The sequence below is a fragment of the Clostridium sp. 10cd* genome, assembly GCF_044336395.1.
Classification (GTDB): Bacteria; Bacillota_I; Bacilli_A; order Erysipelotrichales; family Erysipelotrichaceae; genus Clostridium_AQ; species Clostridium_AQ innocuum.
The window spans coordinates 3543521-3556108 of sequence record NZ_CP172347.1 but is presented as its reverse complement, the minus strand read 5'-3'; the positions used below and the strand labels follow the sequence as shown (position 1 = coordinate 3556108).

Here is a 12588-nt window from a genome sequence, read left to right as displayed (position 1 = left end):
GTGAACAACGGAGGTAGACTATGAGAGAAAATGCTTGGAAAAAGTATGATGAAGCAGGATTGAAGGAAGTATTCGAATATTGTGAAGGATATAAAAAATATATTTCCGACTGCAAGACTGAACGTGAATGTGTAAGTGAAAGTATCCGGATTGCGGAAACCTACGGATATCGCAATCTGGAGGATGTCATCAAAAACAAAGAAACGCTGAAAAGCGGTGATAAGGTGTATGCCAACAATATGGGCAAGGGAATTGCACTGTTTCTGATCGGTGAGGAGCCGATGGCTGCCGGATGCAATATTCTGGGAGCACATGTGGATTCTCCGCGTCTGGATATCAAACAGAATCCTTTGTATGAGGATAAGGAATTCGCAATGCTGGATACGCATTATTACGGCGGTATCAAAAAGTATCAGTGGGTAACCCTGCCGCTGGCGCTGCATGGTGTAGTCGTGAAGAAGGACGGAACGGTTATCGAGCTGAATATCGGTGAGGATGACAGCGATCCAATCGTAGGAATCAGCGATCTGCTGGTACACCTGTCAGCGGATCAGATGAGCAAAAAGGCAAGCAACGTCATCGAGGGTGAAGACCTGAATGTAACCATCGGAAGCATGCCGCTGGATGGTGAGGAAAAGGATGCTGTCAAGGCAAACATTCTGAAGCTGCTGAAGGAAAAATATGATTTTGAAGAGGATGATTTTGTATCTGCGGAAATCGAGGTCGTACCTGCCGGAAAGGCAAGAGATTACGGTCTGGATCGCAGTATGGTGGCCGGATACGGACATGATGATCGCATCTGCGCCTATACCTCTATGATGGCACAGCTGGAAACAGAATCCGTTAAACGCACGGCTGTGACACTGCTGGTTGATAAGGAAGAGGTCGGAAGCATCGGTGCTACCGGTCAGCATTCCCGCTTCTTTGAAAACACCGTGGCAGAGGTTATGGATCGTCTTGGTGAGTACAGCGAGCTGAATGTGCGTCGTGCACTGAAAAATTCCAAGATGCTGAGCAGTGATGTTTCTGCTGCGTTTGATCCGAATTATGCTGCAGTAAACGAAGAGAAAAACTCTGCATTCATGGGACATGGTCTGGTATTCAATAAATATACAGGCTCCCGCGGTAAGGGTGGCTGCAATGATGCCAATGCTGAATATATGGCAGAGCTGAGAAACATCATGGATTCTGAAAATGTAACCTTCCAGACTGCAGAGCTTGGTAAGGTTGACCAGGGCGGCGGAGGAACAATCGCCTATATTCTGGCACAGTATAACATGGAGGTCATTGACAGCGGTATCGCACTGCACAATATGCACGCACCATGGGAGATTGCCAGCAAAATTGATATCTGGGAAGCGACTAAGGGCTATAAGGCATTCCTGAAGCACGCATAAGCTTTCTATATACCGTCAATGCTGTATGGATGATATACACTTGTATACTTCATCTGTACAGCTTTTTGTTACTCCATAATAGCGGATAAGAATACGGCAATTACCTGCCGGGGGATGAAGGAGCTATAAGGAGCGGTGGTTCCAATCAGAGCATACTATGAATACGGCTGATATGGTTCCTGCAGTATGTATTGACGATGCATTAGGGGACATGGTCATGAATAACCGGTTTGTAACATCTGATAGATACGCTTTGCTTTATATTCGCTATAAGATTATCTATGGTGGCGTGCCTTCAACAGAGCTTATGCCGCAAAGAAAAACGGCTGCTTTGACAGCCGTCTGATTTTCTATATGTATTATTGTATAAAGGAAGCTTTCCTGAACCCGCAAGAAGGGAGGGATGTTAATCGGCATAGGCTTCATCAAAATCCGCTTCCTGTACAAAGGGCTCCATCGTAAACAAATCCATGATTTCGTCCTTGCTCATGCTGGTAATGCTTGATTCACTGCTGCTGATGAAGGTGTCGCTCAGGATATGCTTTCGCTCCTGCAGCTTCATGATCTTTTCCTCGATGGTATCCTTCATAATCAGCTTATATACCTGTACATCCTTCGTCTGACCGATGCGATAGGCGCGGTCGGTTGCCTGATTCTGGGCGGAAAGGTTCCACCACGGGTCATAATGAATGACGATTTCTGCATTGGTCAGATTCAAGCCGGTGCCGCCTGCCTTTAATGAAATCAGGAAGACGTCAGCTTCCCCGTTCTGAAATTTTTCCACATAGGCATGCCGCAGCTCCTTTTTTGTTTCCCCTGTCAGCTTCAGATACCGTATATTTTCTACACTCAGCTGTTCCTCAATCAGCTCCAGCATGGAGGTGAAGCTGGAAAACAGCAATACACGGCGGCCGCTGTTTCGGGCGTTTAGCAGCAGATCCATACAGCCGCGAAGCTTGGTAGAGGGCAGCGTGACATTTTCATACAGCAAACGCGCATCACAGCAGATTTCCCGGAGTCTGGTCATCATGGCCAGTACCTGAAATTTATCAACCTCCTCCATCTGCATTTTCTTTTGTAAATCCTGATTGATGGATACCAGATTGGCATAATAGATTTTCTTTTCCTCTGCATTGAATTCCTGAAAATATACCTGTTCCATCTTATCCGGAAGATCCTGCAGCACATCCTTCTTGATCCTTCGCAGAATAAACGGCTCCACCATACGCTTCAGCTGTGTCTGTGCCTTCTCATTCCCGTTTTTGATAATTTCACGTTCAAACAGCTCACGGAAGCGATGATAGTTATACAGATAACCCGGCATTAGGAAATCAAAGATACTCCACAGCTCGGAAAGGGAATTTTCAATCGGTGTTCCGGTTAATGCAAACCGGTAGGAGCCCTTCAGCTGCTTCACTGCAATCGCATTTTTGGTTGTATGGTTTTTGATATACTGCGCTTCATCCAGCAGAATGGCGGTAAAGGTGTGCCCGTCATAGCGCTCATAATCTCTGCGCAGATAATCATAGCTGGTGATGATGACATCATATCCGTGCAGCTCTCTGATTTTCTGCTGGCGCTGCGTATTGGTTCCCTGTATGCAAAGGGCACGCAGATCAACGGCAAATTTCTGAATCTCATCCTTCCAGTTGTAAATCAAAGAGGCAGGGCAGATGACGATGGAGCAGGGAAGATCATGATCCTGATGCATGCTTTCCAGCCATGCAATGACCTGAAGTGTTTTTCCCAGACCCATATCATCAGCGAGGATACCGCCGAATCCATAGGCGCTCATTGTTTTCAGCCACTGGTAGCCTGTTTTCTGGTAATCGCGCAGGATGGCATCATAATGCGGGTTCAATGGATAGGCTCCGGCTTCCACACTGCGCAGCTGTTCCATCATCGTATGGAAGGCAGTTCCCCGCATGACCTCGACATGATCGCTGTGCTCTGCGAAATCATCCAGCTGAAAGGCATGGAACGTATCCACCTGCAGGGTATGATTTTTTAAATCCTGCGGTGTCAGATGCAGCTGCTGCAGCAGCTCGTCGGTTTCCTGCAGACCCTCGGATTGCAGATAAATGAGGTCGCCGTTTTTGAGTCGGTGATATTTTTTCTTTTTACGATAAGAACGCAAAACACTGTATAATTCATCTCTTGGAATATCCACACTCGTGACATCCAGCTCCAGCAGACGGTTTTTCATACGGACACCAACATTCATATGTACCTTTTTCGGTGCCTCCATCTGCTTCAGCGCATCACTGATATATACAGTGCACATCTGATTCAGGTATTCCAGCCCCTGTTTGACAAATGCCTGTGCATATACGGCATGCTCATCAATATAGGCTATATGGGAATCCGGATCCAGACGTGTTGCATAGGTTTCGATATACTGGCGGATATGATCCAGCTCCAAAGAGGAATCGGCATGCGGTGCAAACGCATTCTGGGAGGGGCTGTCCTCGTAATGATAGAGCAGGCGGATGGAGATATCACCGTTATCCTCCAAATCGACATAGCAGTCAATCTCCATTGGATACGGCATAAAGGTATCCAGAGAAATACCTTCAAAATGCACGTATTCCCGTATTGCCGGAATGACATAGGTACAGAAGCGGATCATATCATCCTTATGTATCAGAATCTGACGATCCTCACGCAGCTCCTCCAGCATATCATGCAGCTGTTCGCTCAGCACCGAGGAAAAGCGCTGCAGAACACCGTCTTCCATATAATACCAGCGGTTTTCTCCACGCAGAAGCTGATCGAGGGACAGCAGCGTGGTGATGACAAAAAAGTCCTCCTGCATATCGATGCGCAGTCCGATTTCCTGCCGGTCTTCATCCGCAAACTGCAGATCGATGCACTCCGTGGCATCATTGCTGTAAAGCTCATAAAAATCATCCATCGATTTTGAATCAATTGTAATCTGCTTGCGGCTGGAGCCGTAGCCATAGGAATACTGTGTTTCATGCTCCTTGACATACTGCTTTAAAAAATTGATCTGTGCCTGAGCAGCTTCATCAAAGGCCTGCATGTGATGAGTGAATTTCAGCTGGCGCCCGTAATCAACTTCCAGCTGCCTGTCTATGGCATCAAGAAATCCGCTGATGCTGCGTATGACATATTTTCGTTGAATACCAATCTTAAAATCCAGTGTAAGCTCATGGTCATATACGGCATGAGCGTGCAGCTGTACCTTCTCAAGAAGAGTGTTCGCCTGAAATTTCGCCAGATCCTTTCGGGCGTAGCGGTCGATAAAGGAACGCGAGCGCTCCAGCATCTGCTGCTCCAGATAGCGGCGAAAGGCATCCTCCCTCTGGTTCAGCGGGCTGTAGGTGAAGGGGAAGGACTCCGGCTTTAGATCGTACACAATCAGCAGGACAACACCGATATGTCCACAGGCAAGCTCCTGCTGCTCGCAATACGGACATTCACAGGAGAAATCCAGAATTTCACCCGCACTATTCAGCAGAACGGTGCAGTGATTCTCGTATCCGTACACGTTAACGACAGCATTTATTTCATATAGAAAGCCAGGAATGCTTTCCTTAATCACAATTTCATCCACAACATCCTGATCATGGTAACGCAATGCGATCTTCCAGTTTTTGGTATTGAAAAAACGCTGAATTTCAGAATCAAGTATCTTCATGAGATCCCTCCTGTATCTTCTGCTATTGTACCAGAAAACACAACTGTACGAAAGTATGGAAATGTGGTTTTATTTGTTAATGGGGATTGCACAAAGATACGAACCCCATATGAGAACCTTACCTTGCCAAGAATATGTCAAAAAGCATATAGTCAACATGTCATTCAACTGCGATCTGCAAGCTGTCAGTAAATGAAAGCACATCCTCGCGAAAAGAGGGAGGATGCGTTCATATTTTGTACCGCTATATCCAGCGCAAAGTATGTTCAAGCAAATGAGCATGCATAGTGAAAGCCTTCTAATTCCAATGGAAAAGAACTGTACGTTATCAATGGAATCGGCTTTTCGTATATTGTAAAAAGCATCCTGTAAAACAGATACCACAGAAACACACAACGCTGTGTGGGCGGGTTTTGCTTACAGGATGCTTTTGATGATAGCCTAACGTGAATCCTACCGGGATGGATAGCTTGCGATAGCACCTTCCTTTGTTACAGAAATACTGCAAAATTTATTACACATATCCAAGTAGCTTTTTAATTGGTGTTCGCTTAATCCATCCAAATCAGAAGCATGAATATCATCTTTGGATAGATGATACAGTAAACATCCGATAAAACCATCTCCTGCACCGGTGGTATCAACTGCTTTTACCTCAATACCATCCGCGTATGCCGTATTGTATTTCGTATAGGCAGCTGCACCGTCTTTTCCGGCAGTGTAAATCAGTAATTTTACACCGGAATCAAATATATATTGTACATGTTCTTCTATATGATCGCTTCCAAATATAAAGGAAACCTCTTCATCACTGATTTTTAAGATATCAGCAAAGTGCATATATTCGTGAATCGTTCTTCTCAGATATTCGTGATCGTCGAATAAAGGAAGACGGACATTCGGATCAAAGGATACAAGTAGATTTTTCCTCTTTGCCAGTTCCAATGCTCGATTATGAGCTTTTTTCATAGGGAAATCACCAAGGGAAACCGAACAGAAATGCAAACCATAGCAATCTTCAAACCAGCTTTCCTCTATATCCTTCTCTGATAAAAGCATATCCGCACCCATATTCCGATAAAATGAAAACTCTCGATTTGCATGTTCGTCCAGGGCTACAAATGCCAAAGATGTATTTGCGGCATTCGTTTGTTTTATATACTCTGTATGAATATGGAATCGTTGCATTTCCTTTATGATTTTTTCACCAAAGGCATCCTTGCCAAGCATGGTAATCATAGCGCTTTCTCCACCTAATGCGGTATATGCTCCGCATACATTCAACGGTGCCCCTCCGACTTTTGGTTGAAAGCCTTCTACATCCATAATTCTTCCTGTATTGCTTGGAATCATATCAATCAACGCTTCTCCGATTGCTAATAATTTTTTCATAGTATATTGAATCCTCTCATGTTGTATGTTACAAATCGCTTTATATTCTCGCTTGTTACGTGTAAGCTGTGCTCATCATCATAAAATCGTGAGGTCATTGTGTATTCACCTTCATTGATGAAAATTTCCAATACAGATTCATCAATGAATACAGAAACATGACGGATTTCTATGGGCGTAATGCATCTTTCCTGCCGATTGCAGCTGCATGCAGATAAATCCAGTGTGAATTTATGATTTCTATACACGCAGCGTATCGCATTCATTTGTAGCGAAAAATCGGAGTCTGCATCCCATTCGATATTGCAGGATTTACCGATTACAAAATCATTCGTATACAGCTTCCTATCTGTTCTCAAATCCAGGATTTCCTGTATCGGCTTTTGGATGATTCGCTTATCAAAGAAAATGGAGCGGGGCATCGTCAGGGTCTGATTCCATGCTTCATAACGATCGATATATGCATTATCCGGCATCCCAATCCAGGCAATCAGTATATTACGATCTGCGTTGTAAAACGTTTGCGCTGCGTAAAAATCAAATCCATAATCAAGTGTCTGATAATCAATCAGTTGCCGATTGCTGATTTTATAATATCCGCAATCATATACATTATGAAATTCATAGCCCTGCTTTTTTAAACCCTGCGGACTGCATAAAAGGAATGCTTCTCCTTGTAATTGCAGGTAGTCCGGACATTCTATCATGAATCCTGTATCTTTTGCCGGTACATAGCGATGAGCATACTTCCATGATTCTAAATCATCACTCACATACTCCAATACACAGCCGGTGTCATTTTTCAATCTTGCACCTAAAATTAAATGATAGCGGCCATCCTTCATAAACAGCTTGGGATCTCTGACATGCCTTGTACAATCCTTTGGAAAGTCACTGTTTCGCAGTAAACATTTTTTATGTTCAAAGGTTATTCCATCACGGCTTTCCACTCGCATTACATTATGCTCTCTTCCCTCATGAATAAAATCATAGGGGCCCTCATATTTTACATTACCGGTATAAAATACATACAGTATGTCATCTCTGATGATTGCACTTCCTGAATATGCGCCGTTCTTATCGTATTTGGAATCCGGAGAAACAGCCGTAGCATGACGTGTATATGTTTGAAAATCCTTCGTTGCATAATGACCCCATGCTTTATTGACACTTCCATCCATACTGTTTTCATCTGCCTGGTAGAAAATGTGATAATTTCCTTTAAAATAAACCAAGCCGTTCGGATCATTCAGCCAGCCCCTTCGAGGCATTACATGATAGTTTAAGTTCTTCTGCGCCATGCTTCTACATTATCCCTCTGATAAATGCTGCCATCATATTCCATGCTTTTTCGGATTCCTCTGGCATAAATTCATCAAACCATTCATGGGTGAAGCCATGGCGGCAATTTGCAAATTCAACATAGGTTACATCTCCTCCCGCCTTCTGCATTTTATCTGCATATGCCTTTTCTTCATTTTTTAAAGAATCGTATTCCGCACTCAGGATCAGGGTTTTCGGCAAATCATGCAAATCAGCGAGTAGGGGAGAGGCGAGTTCATCATTCAGCTCATCAAAGCTATTATAATACCAGTTGATATACTGCAGCATTCTATTTTCGGATATCGCCTTTGAAGGGTCCTTCGCTTTTCTGAATTCTGCACGGATTTCCTGTCGCAATGGCGGATAATCTAAAATGGCTCCTTTGATACCGAGTTCTTTTCTGTCTCGGTCAATCAGTGTCAAGCAGGCGGAAATATAACCGCCTGCACTATGTCCCATTACGACAACATGCTCTTTATCAATCCTTACTTCATCACAGCGTTTTCGTATTTCAGCGATTGCTTCATAGCTGGAAAATAAAGGCTTTGGATATTTAAATTCCGGGGCAACAACATAGTCTACATTAAAGATAGCACAGCCGGTTAAATCCGCCAATAAACGGCAATATTTTCCATCCTGCTCATAGTATCCCAATACATTGCCTCCACCATGAAAGTTAAATACCGGCTTTAAAATCTGCTTCCCATCCCAACTCAAGGGACGATAAATCGACATATCCACATATCCTGCGGTTTTTGTTTTTACACAGACTTTTTCGAATATACCATTCATTTTTTCATTATAAATCAGATCAGCATATTTTATTTCTTTGCTCATTCGATATTCAAAAATCGTATAGTCTTCTTTTCTCATCTTACTTTTCACCTATCCTGTTCATCCAATAATCTGCCAGAGAAATCCAACTGTTCAAATGATGATCGATCATCTCATCCCTTTTATGCGTTAAACTGTTTTCCAATGCTTTTCCATGCTCGCCATGACCAAATAAATGATACTCCGCAGATATGCCATATTCCAACAGCTTTGAAATAAAGCGTGTGGAATTTCCAGCATCAATGACTGGATCATCAATGGAATGCCAGAGAAACATCGGTACGGTATCCTGTGAAATATAATTTATCAAATTCACTTTTTCGACATCCTTCTGTGATGGAAAATCTGATTGATAAAGAACATAATTCATAATATGCTGTACCTTTTCGACAGCTTTTAAAGGATGCTTTTTGAAAAATTCATCACTATTCGGAACCAGGAACGGATAGCCTAAAACAATTCCGGCTGCCTTCAGTTCATCTTTTTTCGGGCGAAAGCTTAATTGCTTTACGATTGCGGGGTCATTCCATCGTACACCACAAGACGCACACACATGTCCGCCTGCAGAAAATCCCATTAAGAAAATTCGGTTTTTATCTATGTTCCATTCATCGGCATGCTCTTTTACAATATGTAAAGCTTCCAGCATTTCAACAGCTTGCAGCGGATATACTGCGGATTTTATAATGCCTTTTTCCGGTCGCGAGCGATCTGAGCCTACCGAATATTTTAAAACAAATACCTGATACCCCATTTGCATGAATTGAATAGCCACCGGTTCACTTTCCTTTGTCGCATGAACGGCATACGCGCCACCCGGTGCCACAAGGATTGCAGGTCGCTTTCTGTATTCACGATAATTGATTTCCGAATCCATAATATACGTATCAGCATACGCACCACTCGGTAATGTAAGCCTTGTATTTATCATAGAACACTCCTTTGTGTATCTGAGCTATAGGAAGAAGTTCCTTCTCTAATCGCATTGATATTAACGTTGGATATCCTTTTCGTTTTTATTAAATCCGAAAAAGTAAACGAATAAAGCGGTTGATATAAAAGCGATTGCACATGCGATGATACCGTTGATTACATTTGCCTGAGAGCCTCCTAAAAAGCATAATGCTGCAAATACATTGGAGGATGGTACCAGTGTCGCATCGACAACACCGGTTAAACCGGCATATGCTCCACCTAAGAAACCACCTGCCAAAAGTCCGATAAATGGCTTTTTGTATTTTGTGCAGATACCGTAAATCGTCGGCTCCGAGGTCCCTGCGACGATGGCGGTTATCCCATAAGACAGGGCAAGTGCCTTTTGTTCTTTATTTTTCAATCGGAAGAAAGCACCGATTCCTACCCCCATAATAGAGAAGCTGGAGACGGAAACAGCTACTGCGGCGAATCCATCACTTCCATAGGTAGCAAAAATTTGAAATAATGTTGTAATCAGTACCATATGCATACCGGTCATTACCAGAACAGGATACAATGCCGCAATCAATCCGATCCCGATGAATCCTGCAATTCCTTCCAACGAGAATAATGCATCTACTACATATTGCCCGATGAATGCTCCTGCCGGACCGAAGACACATAATGCAATCGGCAGCATGGCAGCGATTGTCAGTGCTGGTGCAAATACAGAACGGATTGCCCCCGGAACGATACGATCGAAGAATTTAGCGATATAGGACATTACCCAGTTTGATAAAATTATCGGAACAATGGAGCTTGCATAGCTTTGAACATTGCAGGGAATACCGTATACAGTAAATGGTTTACCCACCAGACCGACAAATGTCGGATGTATCAAAATTGCGCCCATCAATATCCCCATTACCGGATTTAGATTGAATTTTTTTGCACTTGTATAGCCGACAATTACCGGAAAGAAATAAAATGCAGCGTCTCCCACGAAGGTGAATAATGTATACAGATCGTTTCCTTCACCAATGACATTTAACAGCTCTGGACCTAAAATAGCTGTCAGCATTTTAAAGAATGCGGAGGCGACGATGGCTGGAATCGCAGGTCCCATGCTTCCGGAAATAGCATCTAAAATTCCATTTCCGATAGATTTCAGTGTGATTTTTTCTTTTGCGGCAGAAACAGGTTCTCTGTCCGTGTTATCAAAATCACCCAGCTCACACAGTTCGTTATATACATCCTTTACCTCTGGACCTATTACGATTTGTACCTGTCCACCGGCTCTTACAACACCTAAAACACCTTGTACCGCTTCTATTTTTTCATGATTTGCAATGCTTTCATCCTTTAGATTGAAGCGAAGACGTGTTTGACAATGCAACACCTTCGCAATGTTTTGTTTTCCACCGACTTGTTCTAATACACTTTCTGCAATTTTTAAAGCTTTATCTTTTTTCATAATAGTTTTATCCTCTCTGATTTTCTATAAAATAAAAACCTTTACACGATAAGCATCAGATGATGTTTATATTGTGCAAAGGTTATGCCGACTCATTCGTTACACCCTCATGGGAACACAATCGATTTACATGGAGTATTAAATATAAGGATTCTTCATCCTCAATACTCCAGCTAAATTTATGAAATATCATTTCTTTGATCAACAGCACACAGGCAAAGGTATCTGGATATTCCTTTTTCAAAACTTCAAATAATTTTTTATTGGTGCTGCTGATTTCACTGTACTGGCTTTTTCTTCTGAATAAATACTGCATATGAGAAGCAAATCTGGAATAATTAAATGAATTTGTATCAATCGAAACCTTCATCTGTCCTTCGATAATCTTCACGATTTCCTGAATGAATTCTGCTGTAAGGCTGATTTGATTATTCCGTGTGTAGGTCTCCTCAGAATTGATAATATTCATGGCAATTGCATATATTTCGGATTCCGGTAATTGTACATTTAAATTTTTATGTAATAAATTTAACGTATATTTTGCGATTTTTACTTCTACCGGATACAAATCTCTTAATTCATTTGCTATCGGTGTTGTAAATATCATTCCGTTTTTCAGACGAACAAGAGCGAAGTTTAAATGATCCGCCAATGCAAATACAGCGTTTTGTTTTAAGGGAACACTGAGCATGGTAACTGCCAAATCAATAACATCGGCAGAAATACGAAAGATTTTTGAATCAATATCTTCAAACAGACTTAGATATTCCGCATCAACGTTATAAAACGTGCGGTCAATTTTACTCAAATCATCTAAGATATAAGGACATTTTGGAAATCCAATGCCCAATCCGATCGCAATCAGTTCTCTGCCACTATGATCCCTGCATATAGCCGCGTTATTTCCCAGCTTTTTTATAACTTCCATATGCTCTACTTCTTTTCTATCGATATGACTGCAGCCGTGTTTACAGTAACGGCATCAGCCTGATGAATCGTAACATGGAATTCATTTGCATTTGTGATAATCATAGGTGTATCGATGCTATACCCTTGCTCGAGGATTGCTTCGATATCAGCTTCTATAATCAAATCACCTTTTTTTACTTTGTTTCCTGCATCTATCTTTTGATGGAAACAACTTCCTTCTAATTGGACAGTATCTATTCCAAAGTGAATTAGTATTTCGGCTCCATTCTCTGCCTTTATTCCAATCGCATGCTTTGTGGGAAATACAGTCATCAATTCACCATCACATGGGGAACATATGTTTCCGTCGTTGGAAATAAAAGCAACTCCAGGGCCCATCATTTCAGATGCAAAAACTTGGTCCGGTACATCACGTAAGCGTATCATTTTTCCGTTAACCGGTGAAACCAATTCCACTTTTCTGCTTTTCTTTTTCAATCCGAACATAATCGCTCCTAATCTAGAAAACAAATATCTTCCTTGCTTCCTTCATTTACTGCGTAGTACTATGCACAAATCTCTGGTTAAGCCTCAGGTGAGTTACTCTCATCGATTTCGTCAAAATTATCCCACGATTTTGAAGTGCTGTCAAGCATCGCGTGAAAAGGGAGAATGTAAAATAT

10 protein-coding genes are annotated in these 12588 nt (G+C 42.3%); 2 read left to right on the top strand and 8 right to left on the bottom strand.

The annotated features are described in order from the left end of the window. Positions 1 to 20: 20 nt before the first annotated feature. Positions 21 to 1397 carry an aminopeptidase gene (locus tag ACG3M1_RS17695; RefSeq protein WP_002607516.1) on the top strand — a complete coding sequence of 459 codons (1377 nt, stop codon included), beginning with the start codon at positions 21 to 23 and terminating at the stop codon, positions 1395 to 1397. Between the two features lie 157 nt (positions 1398 to 1554). Next, the gene (locus ACG3M1_RS17690) at positions 1555 to 1743 is read left to right on the top strand and encodes a hypothetical protein (RefSeq protein WP_009587734.1); all 189 of its coding nucleotides are present in this window, start codon (positions 1555 to 1557) and stop codon (positions 1741 to 1743) included. A gap of 60 nt (positions 1744 to 1803) precedes the next feature. Here ACG3M1_RS17690 and ACG3M1_RS17685 read toward each other — a convergent pair whose 3' ends face one another. The 8 genes from ACG3M1_RS17685 to ACG3M1_RS17650 form a co-directional block, all read right to left on the bottom strand. Beyond that, positions 1804 to 5058 carry an SNF2-related protein gene (locus tag ACG3M1_RS17685; protein ID WP_395814365.1) on the bottom strand — a complete coding sequence of 1085 codons (3255 nt, stop codon included), beginning with the start codon at positions 5056 to 5058 and terminating at the stop codon, positions 1804 to 1806. Between the two features lie 453 nt (positions 5059 to 5511). After that, the gene (locus ACG3M1_RS17680; RefSeq protein ID WP_008818867.1) at positions 5512 to 6450 is read right to left on the bottom strand and encodes a carbohydrate kinase family protein; all 939 of its coding nucleotides are present in this window, start codon (positions 6448 to 6450) and stop codon (positions 5512 to 5514) included. Next, a complete protein-coding gene (locus ACG3M1_RS17675; protein ID WP_008818868.1) occupies positions 6447 to 7751 on the bottom strand; it encodes a glycoside hydrolase family 32 protein in 1305 nt (434 codons plus the stop codon). The genes ACG3M1_RS17680 and ACG3M1_RS17675 overlap by 4 nt, the downstream gene beginning before the upstream one ends. A gap of 4 nt (positions 7752 to 7755) precedes the next feature. Beyond that, the gene (locus ACG3M1_RS17670; RefSeq protein ID WP_008818869.1) at positions 7756 to 8646 is read right to left on the bottom strand and encodes an alpha/beta hydrolase; all 891 of its coding nucleotides are present in this window, start codon (positions 8644 to 8646) and stop codon (positions 7756 to 7758) included. A 1-nt stretch (position 8647) separates the two neighbouring features. After that, a complete protein-coding gene (locus ACG3M1_RS17665) occupies positions 8648 to 9538 on the bottom strand; it encodes an alpha/beta hydrolase (protein ID WP_008818870.1) in 891 nt (296 codons plus the stop codon). 60 nt (positions 9539 to 9598) lie between these two features. Further along, complete coding sequence (locus ACG3M1_RS17660; protein ID WP_009270918.1) at positions 9599 to 10996, bottom strand: PTS transporter subunit EIIC; 1398 nt, start codon at positions 10994 to 10996, stop codon at positions 9599 to 9601. Between the two features lie 82 nt (positions 10997 to 11078). Beyond that, positions 11079 to 11924 (bottom strand): PRD domain-containing protein, encoded by an 846-nt coding sequence (locus ACG3M1_RS17655; RefSeq protein WP_395814362.1) that lies wholly within the window; start codon positions 11922 to 11924, stop codon positions 11079 to 11081. A gap of 5 nt (positions 11925 to 11929) precedes the next feature. Then, positions 11930 to 12412 carry a PTS sugar transporter subunit IIA gene (locus tag ACG3M1_RS17650; protein ID WP_008818873.1) on the bottom strand — a complete coding sequence of 161 codons (483 nt, stop codon included), beginning with the start codon at positions 12410 to 12412 and terminating at the stop codon, positions 11930 to 11932. Positions 12413 to 12588: the final 176 nt, after the last annotated feature.

Coding starts and splice junctions, on each gene's coding strand:
- ACG3M1_RS17695 (WP_002607516.1), top strand. CDS start 21: ATGAGAGAAAATGCTTGGAAAAAGTATGATGAAGCAGGATTGAAGGAA.
- ACG3M1_RS17655 (WP_395814362.1), bottom strand. CDS start 11,924: ATGGAAGTTATAAAAAAGCTGGGAAATAACGCGGCTATATGCAGGGAT.
- ACG3M1_RS17660 (WP_009270918.1), bottom strand. CDS start 10,996: ATGAAAAAAGATAAAGCTTTAAAAATTGCAGAAAGTGTATTAGAACAA.
- ACG3M1_RS17670 (WP_008818869.1), bottom strand. CDS start 8,646: ATGAGAAAAGAAGACTATACGATTTTTGAATATCGAATGAGCAAAGAA.
- ACG3M1_RS17650 (WP_008818873.1), bottom strand. CDS start 12,412: ATGTTCGGATTGAAAAAGAAAAGCAGAAAAGTGGAATTGGTTTCACCG.
- ACG3M1_RS17685 (WP_395814365.1), bottom strand. CDS start 5,058: ATGAAGATACTTGATTCTGAAATTCAGCGTTTTTTCAATACCAAAAAC.
- ACG3M1_RS17680 (WP_008818867.1), bottom strand. CDS start 6,450: ATGAAAAAATTATTAGCAATCGGAGAAGCGTTGATTGATATGATTCCA.
- ACG3M1_RS17690 (WP_009587734.1), top strand. CDS start 1,555: ATGAATACGGCTGATATGGTTCCTGCAGTATGTATTGACGATGCATTA.
- ACG3M1_RS17675 (WP_008818868.1), bottom strand. CDS start 7,751: ATGGCGCAGAAGAACTTAAACTATCATGTAATGCCTCGAAGGGGCTGG.
- ACG3M1_RS17665 (WP_008818870.1), bottom strand. CDS start 9,538: ATGATAAATACAAGGCTTACATTACCGAGTGGTGCGTATGCTGATACG.